Origin of the sequence: Nocardioides sp. (assembly GCF_031397825.1) — a bacterium.
Classification (GTDB): domain Bacteria; phylum Actinomycetota; class Actinomycetes; order Propionibacteriales; family Nocardioidaceae; genus Nocardioides.
Genome location: NZ_JANNML010000197.1, coordinates 1 through 21,321, shown reverse-complemented (window position 1 = coordinate 21,321; position 21,321 = coordinate 1). Strand labels below are relative to the sequence as shown.

The window sequence follows — 21,321 nt, the reverse complement described above, 5'->3', positions numbered from 1 at the left end:
CGCGGGAGCTGAAGGCGCTGCAGGCGCGGATCGTCGAGCTCGAGGCCGCGGCGTCCGCGGCTCCGGCGGAGACCGGGCGGAAGCTGTTCGGTCGCAAGGGCTGAGCGCGCGATGGGCGACGAGGAGTTCCTCGACGAGGTGCGGCGCCTGCTCCCTGACCTGGTGGCGGACCAGGGACTGGAGGTCCTCGACGTGCGCGTCGTCGACGGCCGTCCCTGGCCTCGGGTGGAGGTGGGCTTCCGGTTGAGCGGCACGCCGCCGCGGTGGTGGCACGCACCGACGGCGGGTGTCGCGCGCGCACCCTTCGGTGCGGACTGGCGCGACCTCAGCGCCCACGACGTCCCCGAGGACTACGCCTGGTTGCTGGAGAGGGAGGTCTCTCGGGCAGCCCGACGACTCAACGACGAGCCCCAGGCGCCTCCGACCGTCGAGGAGGTGGCCGAGCGCTGGCCGTGGTTGCTCGAGCGACTGGCCCTGCTGGGTCCGGTCGTCGACCTGGGTGACGGGCGGGTCAGGGTGACGGACGAGGATGGCGAGATCACCGTCGTCGTGACGCCTGAGGAGTGGGCCCGGATCGCCGAGCCGCTGGACCACCACGCCGACGACCCGCAGGACTTCAACCCGACTTCGGACGACGAGGTGTTCCTCGTCTTCTACGAGGACGAGCTGTGCTGGTCGGTCCGCGAGGAGCTGCCGCCGGTGCCGGCCGGGGCGGACTTCAGGCGTCGTGCTCGCGAGGCCCGGACGCGCGGGGACGAGTCCACCGGGTGGTTCGCCTACGCGCCGCTGGAGCCTCTTCCTCGGGTGGAGGAGCCGGAGGACGACGCGGTCCGGTCCCACGCTGAGGCCTACGACGAGCTGTGGGCTTCTGCCCGTGGCCGCAGCGTCGCCGAGGTGCAGGAGATGCTCCGCGACTTCTCCGGCACCTTCGCTCCCTACCTCCGCGAGACCGACGTCGCGTTCAGCGCGCGGGTGATGTCCGACCCGCGGTGGGGCCGCAAGCACCCCGTCGCCGCGCTCAGGTTGGCGTGGGCGCACCGGGGTGAGCGCTCGCCGTACCGCTCGCTGCGGTGGCTGTGGCGGCCGGGCTTGGCCGGCTGAGGCGTTCGTCAGCTCGTGGGCGCTCGGCACGCTAGGGAGAGGGGGCCACGTGGACCCCTCTCACGAGTGTGGGCGAGGTCAGTGCTCCCACGGGGCAGCAACCGGGAAGCAGGCGTCCAACGTCTCGGTCACGAGCTGGTCGACGACCTCGGGCGGGCGGGCCATCTCGTGGTGGTCGCCGAGGCAGAAGCAGTCCTGGTCACGGTCGAGCAGCAGGGTGAGCCGGCGCTTGACGTCGGCGGCGCTGAGGTTGACGAAGCTGTAGTCGACGTCCCCGACGTGGGCGGCGCCCGTGATCAGCCCGTAGTGCTGGGCCAGCGAGGAGAGCAGCGAGACGTCGGTCTCCGAGCGGAACGGCGTGCGTGCCGTGCGGTCGACGTCGGCGGCGAACCGCTCGCTGATCGCCTCGAGCGTCGAGCGGCGCTGTGGGTGCGGCGTGTGCTTGAAGGTGTGCGTCGTCGTCACGCCGAAGGCGTCCTGGAGCAGTCGGCGGTTGGAGGCGGCCGCCTGGCGGTAGGGCAGGTCGTCCTGACCTGGCAGACCCACGACGCCGCTGGAGGGGAACACGGCCGCGGAGCCCGAGGGGGCGAACCACTGCTCGGGCCGGCTGGGCCGCCCCAGGAAGACGTCGTCGTTGACGTAGACGAACTGCTCGGCCAAGCCCTCGATGCGGTGCAGCGCGGTCTCGATGGCGTGCGAGCTGAAGGTCGGCAGCGCGTCGGCGGGGAGGATGTCGCGGTGGTCGACGAGGTTGACCCGGGGGTGCGCGGGGTCGAGCCAGGTGGGGACCTGGCCGGCGGTGACGAGGTGGATCGTGCGGACCCAGGGCGCGAAGAGGTGGAGGCTGCGCATCGACCAACGCAGCTCGCCGCGGTCGACGAAGCGCGCGCGGCCGCTGGCGGCCGGGCTCAGCATGGTGCCGGTCGCCTCGGCCAGCCGGCGGCGCCGTGCCTCGTCCCACGCCGGGTCGGAGCCGTCGACCCAGGTGTAGACGACGTCGACCGGGAAGGCGCACTCCTCGGGCGTCGGCCCGACCATCACGGGGAAGGTCGGCACCTCCACGCGCTCGACCACGGTCGTCGCGCTCGCGCCGCCGCGGGGGACGTGGGTGGCGTAGCGGGCCTGCCCCGGCGAGTACAGCTCGCCGTCGACGCCCTCCTCCCACCACTCGACGCGCAGGCCGCAGCCGGCGAGCAGCGAGGGGCGGCCGGCGACGAGCGGCCACGGCTCGATCATCAGCACGCTGGTGCGGCCACCGCGCAGGTGCGGGACCAGGTCGGCGGGGGTGCCGCGGCGGGCGGGCCAGCCGCCCCGCTCGGGATCGAGCACCGAGAGGTACGACGGGAGGTCGGCCGCCGTGAGTGCGTCGAGGAAGGCGTGGCGTGCGGCCATCGGCAGCACCAGCACGGTGTCGCCGGCGTGCGGGGGCACGACGAACCAGTCGTCGCACACCTGGCCGGCGACCCGGGTGCCGACTGCCAGCGCGGCCTCACGCGCCTGGGCCGGCGTGACCCCGGCACCCTCGGCGCCGGCGGGTGCCTCGTGGCGCGACGGAGCCGACGCGGGGCGACCGGCCCGCAGGTGGGCGGTGCTGCGTCCCGACGCGGAGGCCCCGTGACGGGCGACCGCGCGCTCGTAGATCGTGCGCCAGCGGTCGGTGATCGAGTCGATGTCCCAGGTGGCGGCCGTGGCGATCGCGGCCTCGCCGAGCCGGTCGCGGAGCTCGGCGTCGGTCGCGAGGCGCAGCACCGCCGCGGCCAGCGCCTGCTCGGAGCCCTGGGCGACCAGCAGCCCGTCGACGCCGTCGTCGATGATCGCGCGGGGGCCCGAGGGGCAGTCGTAGGAGACGACCGGGACGCCCGCGGCCATGGCCTCCTGGAGGACCAGCGGGAAGCCCTCGGAGCGCGAGGTCAGCGCCGAGATCGAGGCCTTGGCCCACTCGGTCGCCATGTCGGTGGTCGGCCCGGGCAGCTCGACGCGGTCCCACAGCCCGAGCTTGCGCACGGTGCTCATGACCTCGAAGCGCGAGGGTCCGTCGCCGTAGATGCGCAGCCGCCACTCGGGCAGCTGGTCGGCGACGAGCGCGAAGGCGTTGACCAGGTGGGCGTACTGCTTCTCGCCCATCAGCCGCCCGGCCGCCACGATCAGCGGGGCGTCGCGCAGCGAGCGGGGCCGGAAGCCGGGCGGGATCGCGTTGGGCATGACCACGATCTCCGGCGCTCCCGTGCCGAGCTCGTCGGCCAGCCAGGTCGCCATCGGCTCGGTGAGCATCGCGACGACGTCGGCGCGCGGGGCGAAGGTCAGCAGCGGCTCGAGGCCCGACGTGCGCTGGGAGGAGGAGCGGTGCTCCTGGTGGACCAGCGCGGTGCGCGCCGGTACCAGCTGCGTCGCGAGCGAGAGCAGCGCGGGCGTGACGCTGACGAGCACGTCGGCGGTCACGGTCGGCAGCGCTGCCTCGAGCGCCACGTCGGCGAGCGCGTCGAGGTTGGGGTCCCACGCGGGGTTGATCAGCAGCGGCGGCGTGCCGCGCAGCGCGGCCGCCTCCTCGGGTGTCAGCCCGGCGACGCGGACCTGCTCGCCGGATGCGTCGACCAGGTCGTGCACGGTGATGGCGGGGTCGATGGCGTAGTGCGCCTGCTCGACCTCGCGGTAGACGCTGTAGATCTCCACCTCGTGGAAGCGCGCCATCGCGTTGGCCTGCGTCACGATCGCGCTGGCCGTGCCGCCCATGCCGTAGATCGTCGGCACCAGGTAGGCGATCCTCATCGACGCCTCACCCCGCCCCGCCGGCGAGGGCCAGCTGGCCGTCCGGCTGCCACTGCAGGCGCCCAGCCACGGTGGTCGGCAGCGCGACGGCGAAGTTGGCGCGCTTGAGGTCGCGCTGACGTCGTACGACGGGCACCTGCGCGTCGGCGACGATCACCGCGAGCCGCGCGACCGTGCCGTCGGGCACGACCAGCGACGCGTCGAGGACGGCGCGCGAGTCGCGCACGGGCACCCGGCCGACCTCGGTCGACTCGTCGAGTGCGACCAGCTCCCCGTCGGGGATCGAGAGCGTCAGCGTGACGACCTCCCCGTCGTGGGAGATCGCGGAGACCACACACGCAGCGTCAGCGCGGGTCCGGGCCACCCGCAGCTCCCCGTCGGCAGCGAGTGCGCGCAGCTGCCAGCGACCGTCGCGGGTCGGGGGCACCTTGGTCGGACCCACCATCGGGCCGCCGTCCGAGCCCACCGTCTCGCCGCCGAGGCCGAAGGTCAGCACCACCTTGTCGGCCTCGACCCCGGCCAGCAGGCCCGCGACGTCGAGCGTGGCGACCGCGAGCCCGTCGCGGTGCTCCGTCGGCACCGGCACCTCACCTGCCGGACCTCCGCGCACCGTCAGCGTCTCCCCGGCGGGCGCGGGGACGGCCAGCCACAGGTGGTCGCCGTCGAGCACCCGGGCATAGACCGCGTGGACCGCGGCTGCGGTCATGCCAGCTCCCAGGGGGCGGGGACGGGGAAGTAGGCGGGGTACCAGACGGCGAGGAGCTCGTCGAGGGTCGACTGCCGCAGCGCGTGGTCGTGGTGGTCGCCCAGGCAGATGAAGTCCTGGTCGCGCGCCAGGGTCAGCGAGAGCTGGCGGTCGACGTCGTTGTTGGCGAGGTTGACGAACTCCAGGTCGGCAGTGGCGACGTAGGAGGTGCCGGTCAGCAGCCCGTAGTGCTGGGCCAGCGAGCTCAGCATCGCCACGTCGGTGTCGGAGCGGAAGGGCGAGCGCGCGGTCGCTGCCACGGGCTCGGCGAAGCGCTCGGCGATTTCGCGGAGCACCGAGACACGGTGGGGGTAGGGCGCGTGGGCGAGGTTGTTGGTGGTGACCTGGCCGAAGGCGTCGAAGAGCAGGTTGCGGTTGTTCCACGCGGCCTTGAGGTAGGGCGGGGCGTCGGGGGTGTCGGTGAGCCCGATCGTCGTGGCGGAGAAGAAGGTCGCGAAGAGGCCGGCGGGGCTGAAGAACGTCTCCGGGTGGACCGGGCGGGCGAGGAAGAAGTCGTCGTTGAAGTAGAGGAAGTGCTCCGCGAGGCCCTCGATGAGGTGCAGCGAGGTCTCGATCGCGTGGGAGTTGAAGGTCGGCAGCCCGTCGGGCGGGAGGATGTCGCGGTGGTCGACCAGGTTGATCCGGGGGTCGCTGGTGTCGAGCCAGTCGGGCACCTGCCCGGCCGTGACGACGTGGATGCGCCGCACCCACGGGGCGAAGAGGTGCAGCGAGCGCAACGAGTAGCGCAGCTCGTCACGCGCCAGGAAGCGTGCCTGACCGCTCGACTCGCGCGTCCGTGCGGTGCCGACGACACCGTCGAGACGCGCCTGGCGGGCGGCATCCCACTCCGGGTCGCTGCCGTCGACCCAGGTGTAGACGACGTCCACCGGGAAGGCGCACTGCGCCACGCTCGGCGCCGCCATGAGCGGCAGCGTGCGCACGGTGACGCCCTCGACCTCGTGCTCGACCGCAGCCACGTCGTGCGGGATGCGGTCGGCATAGCGGTTGCGGCGCGGTGAGAGCAGGTCGCCCTCGGGCGAGCTCTCCCAGAACTCCACGTCGACCGAGCAGCCCTGCGACAGCACGGTCGGCGCGTCGTCCTGCGTCGGCCACGGCTCCAGCGCCACGACCGAGGTCATGCCGCGGTGCAGCTCACGGGCCAGGGGCGCGATCGCGCCTCGACGCTCGGGCCAGCCGTGCATCTCGGGGTCGCGGAGGCAGAGGTAGGCCGGGTGGTCGGCCGCCGCGAGCGTCTCCAGGAAGACGCGACGTGCGGCCATCGGCAGGACGACCGCGGTCTCCGTGGTGTGGTCGCCTGGCACGACCAGCCACGCGTCGGTGACCGCGCGGGCCGTGTCGACCGCGAGGGCCAGGGCGTCGTGGCGGGCCTGTGCCGGGGTGACCCCGGTGATGTCGGCGTGCGTGCCGTCGACCACGCGGCGGCGGGCGGGAGGCGTGAGGGCACGTGACGCCAGTCGCCCGCGCCCCGCGCGACGGGCTCTCGCGTCGGCGAAGACACGGTGCCAGCGCTCGGCGACCGAGGCGGCGTCGTACTGCCGCGACGCGCGGAGCGCACCCTCGCCGAGCCGGTGCCGCAGGTCGTCGTCGGTGGCCAGGCGCAGCAGGGCGGCGGCCATGCCGGAGATCGACTCGGGGCCGACCAGCAGGCCGGTGCGCTCGTGCTCGACCAGCTCGCGGGGCCCGGAGGCGGAGTCGAAGCTGACCACGGGCACGCCCGCGGCCATGGCCTCCTGGGCAGCGAGGGGGAAGCCCTCGGTGCGCGAGGTGAGCGCGCAGATCGAGGCCTTGGCCCACTCGGCGGCCATCTGGTCGGTGGCGCCGGGGAGCTCGACGCGGTCGTAGAGGCCCCACTTGCGGACCTGGCGCAGCACCTCGCCGCGCTGGGATCCCTCGCCCCAGATGCGCAGGCGCCAGTCGGGGAGCTGGTCGGCGACCTCGCCGAACGCCTGGACGAGCTTGGCGAGCTGCTTCTCCGGGACGATCCGGCCGGCGGCCATGATCAGCGGAGTGTCGAGGCGCGAGCGCGGGTTGAAGCCGATCGGCAGCGGGTTGGGCAGCACCGCGATCTCGGGCGCGAGCTCGCCGAGGCGCTCGCGCAGCCACTGCGCGGAGGTCTCGGTCAGCACCGCGACGACGTCGGCGCGCGGTGCGTGCGCGGCGAGGGTCTCCAGGCCGCCGACCCGGTCGGAGAGCACCCGGTGCTCCTGGTGGACCACGATCGTGTCGTCGGGCAGCAGGATCACGGCCGGGCGCAGCAGGTCGGGCGAGACCGTTACGGCGACGTCGACGTCGAGCACCGGGAAGGCGGCCTCGAGGACCAGGTCGTCGAGGGCGCTCAGCCCGGGGGCGACGGTCGAGGCGCGCTCGCGAAGGCGCTTGGCCTCGAGCGGCTTGACCAGGTCGGGCTCGAGCGGGGTGGGGGCCTTGGGGTCGCGCAGGTCGAGCAGGTAGTCGAGCCGGATGCTGGGGTGGACCGCGAAGTGCGGCTCGTCGGCGGTGCGGCGCACGCTGATGACGCGCACGTCGTGGTCGGTGGCCAGGGCCTGCGCCTGGGTCAGCAGCGAGCGGACGGGGCCGCTCATCGCGTCGACGTCGTCGATCAGGTAGGCGATGCGCATCAGCGGGTCTCGTTCTGGGACGTGGTGGCAGCTCGGGCTGCGATGCGCAGGCCGAGCGTGCCCTCGGGCGTCCAGCGCAGCCGCAGCTCGGGCGTCTCGGGGTCGTCGCCGAAGAGCTGCGGCAGCATCGTGGACACCTGGGCCTTCGCGAGGTCGTCGTGACGGCGACGCACCGGCAGGTCGTCGACCATCACCCGCGGCCACACCTCGTCACCGGTGGGCAGGTCGGCCAGCGAGATCCGGGCGTGCAGGAGGCCGTCGTCGTCGACGGTCAGCGGAAGCGTCTGCACGAGCACGCCCTCCTTGTCGACCAGGCGCAGCTCGGGGCCGTGGTGGTCCGCGAGGTCGCCGGGGAGCGGGTCGATGGCCAGCGTGAGCGTGTCGCTCTCCTGGGCGACCGCGCGCAGCGCGACGGTCGCGGGCTGGGTCGTGCGGACCGTGCGGAGCCCGCCGTCCTCGCCGCGCTCGATCGACCACGCGTGGCTGCCGTCGGCCGACAGCGGGGTGCGCACCAGGCTGGCGGTCGGCAGCGGGTGGCTCCACACCGGCTTGGGGGAGCCGCCGCCCGCGGGCACCAGCACGACGTCGTACGACGCCGGCTCGGCGCCGCCGGGCAGCTGAGCGAGGTCGACGCGCACCGAGCGGAAGGCCGGGTCGTCGTCGGGGACGTCGCTGGCGAGCGCGACCACGTCGCCGGTGCCCGTGGCGCGCAGCGCGAGCGAGCCGGGGGCGGCGTGGATCGCCAGCCAGAGGCTGCGGCCGTCGAGGATGCCGGCGAACGCGACGACCGGTCGACCGCGGGGCGGCTGCGGGGCCGCCGGCGCGTCGTCCGCACCCTCGGGCGCCTCGACGGGCCGGCGCAGGGCGCGCGAGCCGAGCTTGGGGGCGAACTTCACCAGGCGATGCTATCCACGGGCCGCGGGCTCAGAGACCGGTGACACCCTCGCCGCCCCCGGACTGCTCGTCGAAGTTCTCGTGCTCGAGCAGGTGCAGCACCGGCACGCCGATCTTGCGGCGGGCGCGACTGGTCCAGTCGAGGTGGAAGAACTCCGCGACCACGTGGGGCCGGGTGAGGATGATCGCCTCGCGGCCGTCGACCTCGGTGACCTTGGCGGCCAGGGCGTCGATCGGCGGATCGGTGACGACGGTGCTGCTGCCGATCGAGGCGCCGGCGCCCTCGAGCGCGGCGACCGTGCTGCGCAGCTCGGCGGCCGAGCGGTCCTCGCAGTCCTTGCGGACGGCCTCGAGGTCGACGTCGCTCATCGCCATCGCGGGCGAGGCGATCATCTCGCCGCCGGAGAGCGAGCCCATGGAGGCCTCGATGCGCGCCGCGGCGTCCTCCAGCGGCAGCAGGACGTGGTAGGTCACCGGGTCGTCGAGCCCCTCGTGCAGCGAGCGCACCTGGACCGCGTCTGCCGGGCTCAGCTCCTGCTCGATCAGCAGGACGACGTCGTAATCAGCCATCGGTCTCTCCCTCGTTGCCCTTGACGGGTGCAGCAGCGGGGCCGGTCGAGACCCCGCTGAGCACACTACCGAGGTCGTAGCGCACCGGCTGCTCCAACTGCCCGTAGTCGCACGACGCCGGCTCCCGGTCTGGCCGCCAGCGCTTGAAGTGGGCGGTGTGCCGGAAGCGGCGACCCTCCATCGCGTCGTACTTCACCTCGAGCACGCGCTCGGGACGCAGCGGCGTGAAGCTCAGGTCCTTACCACCGCTCCAGCGGCTCTGCGTGCCGGGCATCCGGTCCGGGTTCGCCACCGCCCAGGAATCGGCGGGGCCCGCCCAGGCGCTCCACGGGTGCTCCTCGATCGGGCACACCAGCGGCTGCAGCTCCTCGATCAGCTCGGCCCGACGTGCCGCGGTGAAGCTGGCGCTGACCCCGACGTGCTGGAGCCGGCCCTGGTCGTCGTGGAGGCCGAGCAACAGGCTGCCGAGCAGCGGCTGCTCGGGCGTGCTGGTCTTGTGCTCGCGGTAGCCGCACACCACCACGTCGGCGGTGCGCTCGTGCTTGATCTTCATCATCGTGCGACCGCCTGCTGTGTAGGGAGCGTCCAGCGGCTTGGCGATCACCCCGTCCAGCCCGGCGCCCTCGAACTGCTCGAACCACCGCTCCGCCTCGGCCGGGTCGCTGGTCGTGCGGGTGAGGTAGCAGGGTCCGTCGAGCCCGGCGAACGCCTCCTCGAGGGCCGCGCGTCGCTCGCGCAGCGGCCGGTCGACGTACGACGTGTCGCCGAGTGCGAGCAGGTCGAAGACCACGAAGCCGGCGGGTGTCGTCTCGCTGAGCTTCGTCACGCGGGAGGCCGCCGGGTGGATCCGCTCCTGCAGCACCTCGAACTCCAGGCGGTCGCCGTCGGGCGACGTGCTGGCGACGAAGAGCTCCCCGTCGACCACGCACCGCTCGGGGAGCTGCTGCTTGACCGCCTCGACGACCTCGGGGAAGTAGCGCGTCAGCGGCTTGGTGTTGCGACTGGTCAGCTCGACCTCGTCGCCGTCGCGGAAGACCAGGCAGCGGAAGCCGTCCCACTTGGGCTCGAAGACCAGCCCGCCGTGCTTGGCCGGGTCGGGGATCCCCTTCACCGCCTTGGCGAGCATCGGCTGGACGGGCGGCATCACGGGCAGGTCCACGACGCGAGGCTAGTCGAGCGGCTGGTTTGCGTGCCGGAGTCACCGGGAACCCTGCCGTCGGACGAGAGGATCGGTCATGACACGAGGTGGGGGCCGCAACGACCCGGACCAGCCGGGCTACCAGGCGCCGTACGACCCGAGCGACCCACGCGACGTGGGGTCGGGCAAGGACTTCGGCGCCGATCTCTACGCGCTCTACCGCGCGGGTCGCGTCTACTTCCCGGACACCGGCATCCTGTTCAGCGCCTGGGCCTCGAGTGCCCACGACTTCAGCCAGCGCGTGCGGTTCCTCGACGGCAGCGTCGGCGGCGAGCGCGCGCTGAGCCTCGTCGACCAGATCCGCGCCGACCTGCACTTCGCGCTGCGCGACACGGCCCTGGCGATGCGCGACATCGGGACGGCGCTGGTGCAGATCTCGACCGACTACGCCCAGACCGACCAGGCGGCCGGCACCGAGTTCAACCGACTCCTCGAGAAGCACCCCGGCCTGTTCTCCGGCCCGACCCAGGAGGTCCCGCAGCCACCAGGCAGCGAGGCGCCCTTCGAGACACCCTACGAAGGACCGTCGCTCGAGGCTCCCGAGCCGGAGCCGTGGTGGCTGACCGAGCTGCTGCAGGACCAGGTGGAGGACGCTGTCGACCCCATCCGCGAGGGCATCGGTGACGTCGCCGACGGCATCCGGGGCTGGGTCGAGGAGCAACGCCGATGAGCGCGACCTTCGAGCGAGGCGCGTTCGAGGCGGCCCTCGACGAGGTCGGGTCGCTGCTCGGTGACCTGTGGGCGGTCGACGAGGCGCTCAAGCTCGGCAACGCCGACGCGGTCCGGGAGTCCGGCGGCAATCCGACGCCCTACGGCCGGGTGGGGGTGGACGTGGGTCGCCACCACGGCTTCCGCTACACGGTGTTCTGGGCGTCGCCCGCGGACGCCGACGGGACCAACGGAGGCTTCCCGAGCGGTGGGGAGCGCCCCGGCGACGGCGCCCAGGCGCTGGTCGACGATCTCGCAGCCACGGGACGCACCTGGGGTCGCGGGGTGGCCGACTCGTTCAGGAGCATGGTCCAGGACCTGGTCCGCCCGGTGCCCTCGTCGTTCGAGGACGCCGTGCAGACGATGCGGGGCGAGGTCATCAGCCCGTTGTCCACCCAGATCGCCGACAACTTCGCCCACCTCGACAGCCTCAGCGACTGGGAGGGCGAGGCCGCCGACCAGTTCATCGACTACTTCTACACACAGGTCGAGGCCAGCGTCCGCAACCAGGTGTTCGCCGCGGAGGCGGTCTGCGTCGGGCTTGCGGGGAGCAAGGCGATCGTCCACCTCGGCCAGCACAGCCTGATGGGCCTGGTCCTGAGCGCGAAGGAGGCGATCGACCAGCAGCTGCAGGAGCGCAAGAGCTCCCACGAGGTCAGCGGGATGTCCACCAGCGACCTCCTCCTGCTCGGAGCGACCTTCCTGGCCCTGGCGGCCGCGATCCCCACGGGCGGTGGCTCGCTGACGCTCGCGGCCGGCGCCTCGGCGGCCGCGGCTGCCACGGGTGCCCTGCTGGAGTTCGGCTCCTCACAGGTCGAGGACGGCGAGACGACGACGTTCGAGGTGACCACCGCCGAGGAGACGATGAACCAGCTGTCCGACCGTCTCACCGAGATCCGCACCCGGGTCCGCACCCACTGGGACCAGCTCGAGGACAGCATGGGTGAGCTGAGGGGACTGGTAGCGGAGGCCGAGTCCTCCCACCTGCTCTATCCACGGCGCCCCCGGCTGATGGCCGACGGCGATGTCTCGCCCGGCGGTTGGCACCACGAGAGTGCCCCACGATGAGGACGACGTGGACGATGCTGGCTGCCGCACTCGTGGCGGTCCTCGCGGGCGGCTGCGGTGACGACACGGAGCCCAGCGAGCCGGACGTCGCTGCCTGGTCGGTGCCGCAGGCCGGCTTCTGCGACGACGTCGTGGCCGGGTCGGGTCTCGACGGCGAGGTCGAGGAGACGCTTTCCGGCGACGACGAGGACACCACGGCGACCTGTGCGCTGACCACCGGCGACTCGCGCGTCGACCTGGTCGTGCGTGTCGCGGAGCAGGCGGGCGACCAGTACGACCAGACGCTCGGCGAGCTCGAGGACGGGTTCACCGGCTTCGAGGACGCCGAGGTCAGCCAGCCCGAGGGCTGGTGGACGCGGGGCACCCGCTTCGAGGCGGTCGAGGCCGAGTCGGTGCGCCTCACGGACCTGCTGGCGGACGACACCCTCGTCGTACGGCTGCAGCTGGTGGGCACGCCGGCGCCCGGGGACCCGACCGAGCGCCAGGCTGACGCCGTCGAGACGGCCGACGCCCTCGAGTCCGCGATCGAGGACGTGCTCGATCCGTCCTGACCGGGGATCTGAGGATCGCCCCGCCGACGGCAGCCCCTATCGTGTTCGGTCTATCCCCGGTTGGTCTGCCGGCAGGGCCCGCCTGACTTTGAATCAGGACTAGCGACGTAGGTTCGACTCCTACCCGGGGAGCTTGGCCCACACCGTGCTGGTGCACTCTCAGAGCCGGCCGGGCCGGGCCCAGGTCCGCTGCGGCCGGCCCCGCCTCCTGACGGCCTGGCGCCGCCCGGGCGTCGTCTGTCAGGCTGCCTGGTGCGAAAACCTCGACACCTCGCTCGCGTCGCGACGTACGTCGTGCTCGGGTGCTTGACGTTGGGCGCGTGCTCGTCGGGCCCCGAGGCTGCCGAGCCGGACGCCACGGCGGGAGACGCGTCCCCGACGATCTTCACCGCGCCGGACCTGCGGTGCGATCGCGACCGCGCCTCAACCGAGGCGCAGAGTCTCAACGAGCGGGTGGGTGGGCTGCGAACCGACGACTACGTGGTCCGTTTCTCCCAGTCGACCCGCCTGGGGATCGTCAGCCTCGTGACCGGCGACGTCACGGCGGCGATCGAGGAGCTCACCCGTGACTACGGGGTGTCCTTGGTCGCGGCCATCGAGGACGACGGGGACCCGGACACGATCACAGGCTTCCAGCAGGTGCGTGACCTCGTCGAGGCGACCTGCGGCTAGAAGGACCGCTCGCGTCTGCCGGGCGCCTCGCCGATGCGCTGACCCTGGTCGTCGCCAACGGGTAGACCGCGTGGGCGCGCTCGTCGTCGACGGGCAAGAGGGTGCCCATCAGCAGCAGGTCCGAGGGGTCAACCGGACAAGCCGCTGCTGGACTCGATGTACGCCCCCGCTGACCGGGCGCGACACTGACCAGGTGGCGAACGCCCGGCCTCAGGAGCGGGACGAGGGTCGACCCCGATCGGGTCAGCAGGGACCTGTGACAGCATGCGTCCCTATCGACCATCCAAGGGGAGCATGAGCTGCTGTGTCACGTGAGCTGACCGTCGTCGTCCTCGCCGCAGGCGGGGGCACGCGGATGAGGTCCAAGACGATGAAGGTGCTGCACCCCGTCGGGGGGCGCAGCATGATCGGCCACGTCCTGAAGGCCGTGCAGGCCGTCGAGCCGCGGCGGATCGTGGCGGTCGTGGGCCACCAGCGCGAGACCGTCGGTCCGCACATCACCGCGCTCGTGCCGGACGTCGTGCTCGCCGTCCAGGAGGAGCAGCGCGGCACCGGGCACGCCGTGCGCATGGCGATGGACGCGCTCGCCGCCGAGGGCACGACCGGCACCGTCATCGTCGCCACCGGGGACACACCCCTGCTCCGGGGGGAGAGCCTGCGCGCGTTCGCCGCCGAGCACGAGGCGGCCCAGCGGGCGGTCAGCGTGCTGAGCGCGATCGTGGCCGACCCCTTCGGCTACGGCCGGATCCTGCGCGACCACGAGGGCGACGTCGAGGCGATCATCGAGGAGAAGGACGCCACCGCCGACCAGCGCGAGATCGCCGAGATCAACTCGGGCATCCTCGCCTTCGACGCCGAGTTCCTCATCGAGGCGTTGCCGCGGATCGGCAACGACAACGCCAAGGGGGAGTACTACCTCACCGACCTCGTCCAGCTCGCCCGCGACGCCGGGCTCACCGTCGGCGCCCACGCCATCGACGACCCGTGGCAGACCGAGGGCGCCAACGACCGTGAGGAGCTGGCCCTGCTCGGAGCCGAGCTCAACCGGCGCATCGTGAGCCGGTGGATGCGCGAGGGGGTCACCGTGATGGATCCGGCGACCACCTGGATCGACGCCGACGTCGTCCTCGCCCAGGACGTCACGATCCTGCCCGGCACCCAGCTGCTCGGTGCGACCGTGGTGTCCGAGGACGTCGTGATCGGTCCCGACACCACCCTCAAGGACTGCGAGGTCGGCGCCGGCGCCCGCGTCGTCCGCACGCACGGCGAGCTCGCCGTGATCGGCCCCGAGGCCACGGTCGGGCCGTTCTCCTACCTGCGCCCCGGCACCCAGCTCGGCGCTCGCGGCAAGATCGGCGGCTTCGTCGAGACCAAGAACGCCGTGATCGGCGACGACGCCAAGGTCCCGCACCTGTCCTACGTCGGCGACGCCGAGATCGGCGAGGGCACCAACATCGGCGCCGGCACGATCTTCGCCAACTACGACGGGGTCGCCAAGCACCGCACCACGGTCGGCCGCCAGGCCAGGACGGGCTCCAACAACACGTTCGTCGCGCCGGTCACGATCGGTGACGGGGCGGCGACCGGCGCCGGGACCGTCGTACGGCGTGACGTCCCGGCTGGAGCCCTGGCTGTCAGCAGCGGGCCCCAGCGCCACCACGAGGGCTGGGCGCAGCGCAAGCGGGCGGGCACCGCCCAGGCCGCAGCGGCCGAGGCAGCAGCTGCGACCGAGCCGGCCGGTGTGTCCGAGGACTCGTCTCAGGACCAGGGTCCTGACTTGGGCTGAGAGCCCTCCGAGGGGCACAATGCCGAGCACACCACCCCCCCGCTACCCAGGAGCAACCGACGCTGTGACCGGAATGAAGCGGGCCACCGAGAAGAACCTGATGATCTTCAGTGGCCGGGCGCATCCCGTCCTCGCCGAGGAGGTGGCCTCGATCCTGGAGACCGACCTCGTGCCGCAGTCGGCCTACGAGTTCGCCAACTCCGAGATCTACGTCCGCTTCGAGGAGTCCGTCCGCGGGTGCGACGCCTTCGTGATCCAGAGCCACACGGCGCCGGTCAACGAGTGGATCATGGAGCACCTGATCATGGTCGACGCGCTCAAGCGCGCCTCCGCCAAGCGGATCACCGTGGTCATGCCGTTCTACGGCTACGCGCGCCAGGACAAGAAGCACCGTGGCCGCGAGCCGATCTCCGCGCGCCTGATGGCCGACCTCTTCAAGACCGCGGGTGCCGACCGCCTGATCACCGTCGACCTGCACGCCGACCAGATCCAGGGTTTCTTCGACGGCCCCGTCGACCACCTGATGGCGCTGCCGATCCTGGCCGACTACGTCCGGGAGAAGTACGGCGACCTGCCCCTCGCGGTCGTCTCGCCCGACGCCGGCCGGATCAAGGTCGCCGAGCGCTGGTCGGCCCGCCTCGGCGGAGCCCCGCTGGCGTTCATCCACAAGAGCCGCCGCACCGACGTGGCCAACGAGGTTGTCGCCAACCGGGTCGTCGGTGACGTCAAGGGCCGCATGTGCGTCCTGGTCGACGACATGATCGACACCGGCGGCACGATCGTGAAGGCAGCGGAGGCCCTGATGAACGACGGCGCCGAGGGCGTCATCATCGCCGCCACCCACGCGATCCTCTCCGACCCGGCCGTCGACCGCCTCAAGAACTCCCCGGCCGCCGAGATCGTCGTGACCAACACGCTCCCACTCAGCGACGACCGCCACTTCGACAAGCTCACCTGCCTGTCGATCGCACCGCTGCTGGCCCGCGCGATCCACGAGGTCTTCGCCGACGGCTCGGTCACCTCGATGTTCGACGGCCACGCCTGAGGGTTGGTGCTGGTGGCTGCGGCTGCCGGGCCGTTTCATCAAGGTATGTAGCGGACACGCCACTTCCCACGGTCGAGCGGTGGGACCTCCCACGGCGACACGCCACTCCCCACGGGGAGCACCCCGTGGGGAGTGGCGGTTCGTCGACATACCTTGATGGAGCGGACGAGGCGATGCCTGAGCAGCTACACCGCCTGACAGGCGTCCCAGCCGTCGCTGACCAGCTGCGCCCAGACGCCTTCGCCCTCGGGGGTCTGGTGGGTGCCGTCGACCAGCACGTCGGGCTGCTCCTGCGCCAGGCCGTGCCAGTCGGCCAGGCAGGTGTGGGGGCGGCTGGCGGCGATCTCGCGCATCCAGCCGTCGTAGGAGTCAACGCGCCGGACCGAGGCCGGGTCGTTGCCGACCTCGGCGCGGAAGGGCGTCACGAACAGCACCCGGGTCGCCTCCGGCACGAGGGCCGTCGCGTCGACGTAGTCCTGCTGGGTCCACGACGTCGTGGTGTTGGTGCCCAGCGCCACGACCAGCGTCGAGGGAGCCACGTGCGCGGCGAGGTAGTCGCGGATGCGCACCTTCAGCTGGGTCACCCGTCGACCGGGCACGCCGTCGAGTGTCCACCGTGGTCGCAGCCGCGCGAGCTCGTCGGTGGCCCGCCAGCTCAGCGAGTCGCCCACGAGCAGGGTGCCCGCGGGCTCTCCCTCGGGCGGCGTGGCGCGGACCGTGCGGCAGACGCCGTCGTCGTACGACGTGTGGGCGCGCAGCGCGCACAGGGTGCGGGAGCGCTGGGCGGCGACGACGCGCAGCGGTGTGCCGCTCTCGTCGGCGATCCGCTCGAGCTGGCGACGCCGTGCGGGGGTGACGCACTCGTCCCAGCGTGCCTGGCGCTCCCGGATGACCACGTAGTCCTCGGCCGCGCCCACGCACTGCCGTGCCATCGGGACCACCACGCTGGCGCGCGCCGGGTTGGAGATGCAGAGGTTGACCTCGGCGATCCACGGCCGGTGCAGCGCGCGGCAGACGCGGAAGTCGATCGCGCGACCGTAGGACGCGCCGCTCGGGGTCAGGCACATCTCGGCGTTGGCGTTGAGCCGGGGCTTGTCGCCGGGTCGGGCGCAGGTCGTGCGGCTGCACCCCTGGTCGGTGAAGGCGCGCCCCAGCAACGCGCACGCGCGGGCGCCCAGGCGCTCGTCGACGTCGCCGAGCGTGGCCCGGGCGACGCGCTCCTGCTCGGTCCCCGTGCCGGTGTAGGCCTGCACCGTCGCGGCCTGCGTGGTCACGCCGGCGACGACGACGAGCATCGTCACGGCCGCGGCGACCAGGGCGAGCACGGCCGACCTGAGGGCAGCGTGGAGCGCGGTCGGTCGGGGAGACATGCGCCCAGGATGCCTGGCCGCCCGGTGCCGCGTCAGCGAATTGCCACCGTCAGGTCGTCGAGCCGGTCCTCCCACCCGCGACGCAGGACCGTGGGCAGGTCGCCCGCCAGCGCCCGCTCGAGGTCGGCGACCTGCTCGTCGGTGAGCGCCAGCGCCGGGAACGCGCGGTGGACCACCTGCGAGAAGGCCTGGCCGCGGCGCTCGGCGATGCCGGGGCTCACCTGCCAGTAGCCCGCGACGTGGGGCGCCAGCAGCTCGGCCTGCTCGGGCGACCACAGCCCGCTGGTCAGCGCCTCGAAGCGGCGGTTGGAGACCTGGTCGTCCTCGGCCAGCGCGGCCCACGCGGCGGCCTTGGCCTCGACGGTGGGCCGGGCCGCGAGCGCGCGGGCCGCACCCAGCTCGCCGTCGATGGTGCCGTCGGCGACCCGCTCGGCCTCGATCGCGTCGGCGTCGATCGCCCCCACCTCGGCGAGGCGGTGGACCACCCGCCACCGCAGGGCCGGGTCGAGCTCCACGCCGTGCTCCGTGACCCCGTCGCTCAACCAGCCGCGGAGCAGGGCGTCGTCGCGCGACGTGCGGGCCAGCCCGCGGGTCAGCTCGATGCGGACCTGCTCGTCGTCCGTGCCCTCCAGCCCCCGGGCGCAGGCATCGGCGACCAGGTCGACCGCCCGTGCGGCCTCGGAGGCCGGGAGCCGCCGGGGCACGACGGCGTCGAGGGTGCGACCCAGCACGGCGGCGATCGCGGTCACGTGACGCTCGTGCGGGAGGTGCCGCGCCACCAGGCTGAGGAAGTCGTCGGCCGGCAGCAGTCGGGTGTGCACGAGGTCGAAGGCCGTGGTCCACACGAGCGCGCGCACCAGGTCGTCGTCGATGCCGGACAGGCCGGCGACGAGCGCGGACCACGACACCGCGTCGGGCACGACGCGTGCGAAGGTCTCGCCGTGGCTGTTGGGCACCACCACGAGCCCCGCCCAGTCCTCGAGGCGGACCGGCTCGTCGGCGACGTCGACGAAGCGGCTCTCCCGCTCGACGAGCGCGCCGCCCGACCCCTCGTCGTACGACGTGAGCCGGAGGCGGTGGGGACGGGTGCCGTCGCACGTCACGACGGGGACCCCGTCGGCACCGCCGTCACGGCTGACCCGGATCGTGTCGAAGCCCGACGTGCGCAGCCACACGTCGACCCAGCCCAGGACGTCGCGGTCGGAGGCGGAGTCGAGGGCGGCCATGAAGTCGGCCAGGGTGCCGTTGCCGAGCCGGTGCGCGCCGAGGTAGGCGTTGACGCCGGCGAGGAAGGCCTCGTCGCCGAGCCACGTGACCAGCTGCCGCAGGACCGAGTTGCCCTTGGAGTAGCTGATCGCGTCGAAGTTGTTGGACGCCGCGTCGACGTCGGGCACGTCCTCGGCCTCGGGGGCGACCGGGTGGGTGGAGCGGCGCTCGTCGGCCTGGTAGGCGCTGGGCTTGCGGAGCAGCTCGTGCTGGAGCAGCGCGCCCGCGAAGCCGGCCCCGTCGGCCGAGACGCGGTAGCCCATGTAGTCGGCGAAGGACTCCTGCAGCCAGGTGTCCTCCCACCAGGTCATGGTCACGAGGTTGCCGAACCACATGTGCGCCATCTCGTGGGCGATGACCGACGCACGCTGGCTGCGGGCGAGGTCGGTGACGCGGCCGCGGGGGAGGAGCTCGTCGCGGTAGGTCACGCAGCCGGGGGACTCCAGGGCGCCCCAGTTCTGACCCGGCACGAAGGCCTGGTCATAGCTGTCGTAGGGCATCGGCTCGGTGAAGAGCGTCGCGTAGTGGTCGAAGCACGCCGTCGTCGTCGCCCGCAGCTCCTCGAAGTCGCGGTCGAGCTCGGCGGCCAGCGAGCGGCGCGCGTGCCAGCCGAAGGGCAGCCCCGCGTGCTCCCAGGTGCGCGAGTGCCACGGACCGGCGCACACCACGAACATCGGGATCGCGAACACCTCGGTCGTCGCGAAGCGCCAGCGGCCCGCCGCCCGGTCGGTGCCGTGCTCGTCGACCCGCCCGTTGGCGACGACGGTCCAGGACGGGTCGGCGGTGACCGCGAGCGTGACGGTGGCCTTCAGGTCGTTCTGGTCGAAGCAGGCGAAGACCCGCTGCGCGACGTCCATGCCGCAGTAGGCCGACGCGTAGGTCTCCCCGTCGGCCGGGTCGGTGAAGAGATACATCCCGTCGCCGTCGGTGACGTAGGGCACCCGTGCGGCCACGGTCACCACGTTGTGGTCGACCAGCTCGTCGAGCGCGAGCCGCCTGCCGTCGTACGACGACCCGACGACGTCGCCGGACAGCGCCACGCCGTTGACGGTCACCGCCAGGTCGGTGGCGGCCGTGAGCTCGAGGAACGTGTCGGGCGTGCTGGAGGCGAAGCGGACGGTCGTGGTGCAGCCGAAGGTGCCGGAGGTCGGGCCGGTCGTGGGGGCGGTCAGGTCGAGGTCGATCTCGTAGGAGACGTCGGAGATCCGGGACGCGCGGGTGCGGGCTTCGCCGAGGGTGAGGGACACGGGTCGACCCTAGGCATGCCCACGGCACTCGTGCTCGATTGGCCCTGGAGACCCGCCCTTGTCTAAGATCGGGAAGTTGCCTCGGCGAGGGAGTTTCAGAGCTCCGTGATCGACAGGGCCGGCTCTCACGCCGCGCGCTGTTGCGCGCGGCGTTCGTGCTTCCGCGGTCCGAGGCCCACAGCCACCCGTGGCCGCTCGTCGGCCAGGACGAAGAGATACCGCACCAGGAGAGAGTCACCCCATGTCTGCAGAGAAGATCACCGCCGAGACCCGCACCGAGTTCGGCAAGGGCGCGGCTCGTCGCATCCGTCGTGAGCACAAGGTTCCCGCGGTCATCTACGGCCACGGCAACGACCCGATCCACCTGACCCTGCCGGGCCACGACACGATGATGGCGCTCAAGCGCGGCGGCTCCAACGCGCTGCTCGAGATCGACATCGAGGGCACCACGCAGCTCGCGCTGGCCCGTGAGATCCAGGTCGACCCGATCAAGCGTCACCTCGAGCACATCGACTTCGTCGCCGTGCGCAAGGGCGAGAAGGTCACCGTCGACGTGCCCGTCAACGTGGTCGGCAGCGCTGGCCCCGACACCCTCGTCGTGACCGAGAACGCCACGGTCCAGATCGAGGCCGAGGCCACGCACATCCCCGAGCAGATCGACGTGGACATCGAGGGGGCCCCCGCCGGCACCCAGATCCACGCCTCCGAGCTCAAGCTGCCCTCGGGCTCGACCCTGCTGGTCGACGGCGACACGCTGATCATCAACGTGACCGAGCAGATGTCCGCCGAGGCCCTCGAGGCCGAGCTGGAGGAGGCCGAGGCCGAGGCCGGCATCGAGCGCGAGCCGTCCGAGGACGAGGTCGCCGACGCCCAGGAAGAGGCGAAGGCCATGGACGCCTCCGGCGACACCGAGTCCACCGAGGACGCTGCGGAGTGATCCGCCGGCTCAGGTGGTACCTGGGCCGTCTCATCTCACCTGTCTCTCCATCGTCATCGGGTGGGACGAACCCCGAGGAGCCCAGCGTGACCACAGCCGATGTCTGGCTCGTGGTCGGGCTGGGCAACCCCGGGGAGAAGTACGCCGGTCACCGGCACAACATCGGCTACCTCGTGACCGACGAGCTCGCTCGTCGGCTGGGGTCGCCGTTCAAGTCGCACAAGACCGGGCGCGCCGAGGTCGTCGAAGGACGGCTCGGCGCCCCGGGTGCGCCCGGGCCGCGCGTGGTCCTCGCCCGCCCGCGCTCGTACATGAACGAGGTCGGCGGCCCGGTCAAGGCGCTCGCCACCTTCTACAAGGTCGCGCCTGACCGGATCATCGCGATCCACGACGAGCTGGACATCGGCTTCGGCACGCTGCGCACCAAGCTCGGTGGCGGCGACAACGGCCACAACGGCCTCAAGTCGATGCGCTCCTCCCTCGGCACCGGTGACTTCTACCGCGTCCGCGCCGGCATCGGCCGCCCCCCGGGCCGCCAGGACGTCGCCGACTTCGTGCTGTCCGACTACGCCAAGGTCGAGCGCAAGGAGCTGCCCTTCCAGGTCGACTCCGCCGCCGACGCCGTCGAGTCGCTGATCACCGACGGCCTCGAGAAGACCCAGCAGCGCTTCAACTCCTGACGTCGCGCTTCGTCCGCCGACGAGGGCCGGCCGCTTCGACGGGCGAGCCCGACGGGCGCCGGCGAGGAGGCGTCGAGA

General features: G+C 72.6%; 17 protein-coding genes and 1 tRNA gene. 10 read left to right on the top strand and 8 right to left on the bottom strand.

Annotated elements, in window-relative coordinates; translation table 11 throughout:
- Window positions 1-111: 111 nt before the first annotated feature.
- Window positions 112-1,101, top strand: a complete 990-nt coding sequence (locus RMN98_RS16855) for a hypothetical protein (protein WP_309649975.1) — start codon at window positions 112-114, stop codon at window positions 1,099-1,101.
- A gap of 78 nt (window positions 1,102-1,179) precedes the next feature.
- On the opposite strand, the gene RMN98_RS16850 is transcribed toward RMN98_RS16855, so the two are convergent.
- The 6 genes from RMN98_RS16850 to RMN98_RS16825 are packed head-to-tail and all read right to left on the bottom strand — an operon-like array spanning window position 1,180 to window position 9,874.
- Complete coding sequence (locus RMN98_RS16850) at window positions 1,180-3,867, bottom strand: stealth conserved region 3 domain-containing protein (RefSeq protein ID WP_309649974.1); 2,688 nt, start codon at window positions 3,865-3,867, stop codon at window positions 1,180-1,182.
- Between the two features lie 7 nt (window positions 3,868-3,874).
- Window positions 3,875-4,573, bottom strand: a complete 699-nt coding sequence (locus tag RMN98_RS16845; protein WP_309649973.1) for a hypothetical protein — start codon at window positions 4,571-4,573, stop codon at window positions 3,875-3,877.
- Window positions 4,570-7,251 (bottom strand): stealth conserved region 3 domain-containing protein, encoded by a 2,682-nt coding sequence (locus RMN98_RS16840; protein ID WP_309649972.1) that lies wholly within the window; start codon window positions 7,249-7,251, stop codon window positions 4,570-4,572. The genes RMN98_RS16845 and RMN98_RS16840 overlap by 4 nt, the downstream gene beginning before the upstream one ends.
- The gene (locus RMN98_RS16835) at window positions 7,251-8,147 is read right to left on the bottom strand and encodes a hypothetical protein (RefSeq protein ID WP_309649971.1); all 897 of its coding nucleotides are present in this window, start codon (window positions 8,145-8,147) and stop codon (window positions 7,251-7,253) included. The genes RMN98_RS16840 and RMN98_RS16835 overlap by 1 nt, the downstream gene beginning before the upstream one ends.
- A 28-nt stretch (window positions 8,148-8,175) precedes the next feature.
- The gene (locus RMN98_RS16830) at window positions 8,176-8,715 is read right to left on the bottom strand and encodes a hypothetical protein (protein ID WP_309649970.1); all 540 of its coding nucleotides are present in this window, start codon (window positions 8,713-8,715) and stop codon (window positions 8,176-8,178) included.
- The gene (locus RMN98_RS16825; protein ID WP_309649969.1) at window positions 8,708-9,874 is read right to left on the bottom strand and encodes an ATP-dependent DNA ligase; all 1,167 of its coding nucleotides are present in this window, start codon (window positions 9,872-9,874) and stop codon (window positions 8,708-8,710) included. The genes RMN98_RS16830 and RMN98_RS16825 overlap by 8 nt, the downstream gene beginning before the upstream one ends.
- A gap of 76 nt (window positions 9,875-9,950) precedes the next feature.
- On the opposite strand from RMN98_RS16825, the gene RMN98_RS16820 reads away from it, so the two are divergent.
- From RMN98_RS16820 to RMN98_RS16790, 7 genes are all read left to right on the top strand, one after another.
- On the top strand, window positions 9,951-10,583 hold the full coding sequence (locus tag RMN98_RS16820) for a hypothetical protein (RefSeq protein ID WP_309649968.1): 633 nt from the start codon (window positions 9,951-9,953) through the stop codon (window positions 10,581-10,583).
- Entirely contained in the window at window positions 10,580-11,689 is a 1,110-nt protein-coding gene (locus RMN98_RS16815; RefSeq protein ID WP_309649967.1) for a hypothetical protein, read from the top strand. Before RMN98_RS16820 ends, RMN98_RS16815 begins: the two co-directional genes overlap by 4 nt.
- Window positions 11,686-12,240, top strand: a complete 555-nt coding sequence (locus RMN98_RS16810) for a hypothetical protein (RefSeq protein WP_309649966.1) — start codon at window positions 11,686-11,688, stop codon at window positions 12,238-12,240. The genes RMN98_RS16815 and RMN98_RS16810 overlap by 4 nt, the downstream gene beginning before the upstream one ends.
- Window positions 12,241-12,293: 53 nt before the next feature.
- Window positions 12,294-12,372: transfer RNA gene (locus tag RMN98_RS16805), tRNA-Gln, on the top strand.
- 120 nt (window positions 12,373-12,492) lie between these two features.
- On the top strand, window positions 12,493-12,912 hold the full coding sequence (locus RMN98_RS16800; RefSeq protein WP_309649965.1) for a hypothetical protein: 420 nt from the start codon (window positions 12,493-12,495) through the stop codon (window positions 12,910-12,912).
- Between the two features lie 304 nt (window positions 12,913-13,216).
- Window positions 13,217-14,698 carry a bifunctional UDP-N-acetylglucosamine diphosphorylase/glucosamine-1-phosphate N-acetyltransferase GlmU gene (gene glmU / locus RMN98_RS16795; RefSeq protein WP_309649964.1) on the top strand — a complete coding sequence of 494 codons (1,482 nt, stop codon included), beginning with the start codon at window positions 13,217-13,219 and terminating at the stop codon, window positions 14,696-14,698.
- 73 nt (window positions 14,699-14,771) lie between these two features.
- A complete protein-coding gene (locus RMN98_RS16790; protein ID WP_309649963.1) occupies window positions 14,772-15,743 on the top strand; it encodes a ribose-phosphate diphosphokinase in 972 nt (323 codons plus the stop codon).
- Between the two features lie 185 nt (window positions 15,744-15,928).
- Here the strand turns inward: RMN98_RS16790 and RMN98_RS16785 are convergent, their stop codons facing one another.
- Window positions 15,929-17,113, bottom strand: a complete 1,185-nt coding sequence (locus RMN98_RS16785) for a hypothetical protein (RefSeq protein WP_309649962.1) — start codon at window positions 17,111-17,113, stop codon at window positions 15,929-15,931.
- Window positions 17,114-17,145: 32 nt separating this feature from the next.
- Window positions 17,146-19,626: an aminopeptidase N gene (pepN, locus tag RMN98_RS16780; protein ID WP_309649961.1), complete on the bottom strand. Its 2,481-nt coding sequence runs from the start codon at window positions 19,624-19,626 to the stop codon at window positions 17,146-17,148.
- A gap of 241 nt (window positions 19,627-19,867) precedes the next feature.
- Here pepN and RMN98_RS16775 point away from each other — a divergent pair, with 241 nt between their 5' ends.
- Together RMN98_RS16775 and pth are read left to right on the top strand one after the other, a co-directional pair.
- Window positions 19,868-20,563: a 50S ribosomal protein L25/general stress protein Ctc gene (locus tag RMN98_RS16775; protein WP_309649960.1), complete on the top strand. Its 696-nt coding sequence runs from the start codon at window positions 19,868-19,870 to the stop codon at window positions 20,561-20,563.
- Window positions 20,564-20,649: 86 nt separating this feature from the next.
- Window positions 20,650-21,243: an aminoacyl-tRNA hydrolase gene (gene pth / locus RMN98_RS16770; protein ID WP_309649959.1), complete on the top strand. Its 594-nt coding sequence runs from the start codon at window positions 20,650-20,652 to the stop codon at window positions 21,241-21,243.
- Window positions 21,244-21,321 lie beyond the last annotated feature (78 nt).

Coding starts and splice junctions, on each gene's coding strand:
- RMN98_RS16855 (WP_309649975.1), top strand. CDS start 112: ATGGGCGACGAGGAGTTCCTCGACGAGGTGCGGCGCCTGCTCCCTGAC.
- RMN98_RS16850 (WP_309649974.1), bottom strand. CDS start 3,867: ATGAGGATCGCCTACCTGGTGCCGACGATCTACGGCATGGGCGGCACG.
- RMN98_RS16845 (WP_309649973.1), bottom strand. CDS start 4,573: ATGACCGCAGCCGCGGTCCACGCGGTCTATGCCCGGGTGCTCGACGGC.
- RMN98_RS16840 (WP_309649972.1), bottom strand. CDS start 7,251: ATGCGCATCGCCTACCTGATCGACGACGTCGACGCGATGAGCGGCCCC.
- RMN98_RS16830 (WP_309649970.1), bottom strand. CDS start 8,715: ATGGCTGATTACGACGTCGTCCTGCTGATCGAGCAGGAGCTGAGCCCG.
- RMN98_RS16820 (WP_309649968.1), top strand. CDS start 9,951: ATGACACGAGGTGGGGGCCGCAACGACCCGGACCAGCCGGGCTACCAG.
- RMN98_RS16815 (WP_309649967.1), top strand. CDS start 10,580: ATGAGCGCGACCTTCGAGCGAGGCGCGTTCGAGGCGGCCCTCGACGAG.
- RMN98_RS16810 (WP_309649966.1), top strand. CDS start 11,686: ATGAGGACGACGTGGACGATGCTGGCTGCCGCACTCGTGGCGGTCCTC.
- RMN98_RS16790 (WP_309649963.1), top strand. CDS start 14,772: ATGAAGCGGGCCACCGAGAAGAACCTGATGATCTTCAGTGGCCGGGCG.
- RMN98_RS16785 (WP_309649962.1), bottom strand. CDS start 17,113: ATGTCTCCCCGACCGACCGCGCTCCACGCTGCCCTCAGGTCGGCCGTG.
- RMN98_RS16775 (WP_309649960.1), top strand. CDS start 19,868: ATGTCTGCAGAGAAGATCACCGCCGAGACCCGCACCGAGTTCGGCAAG.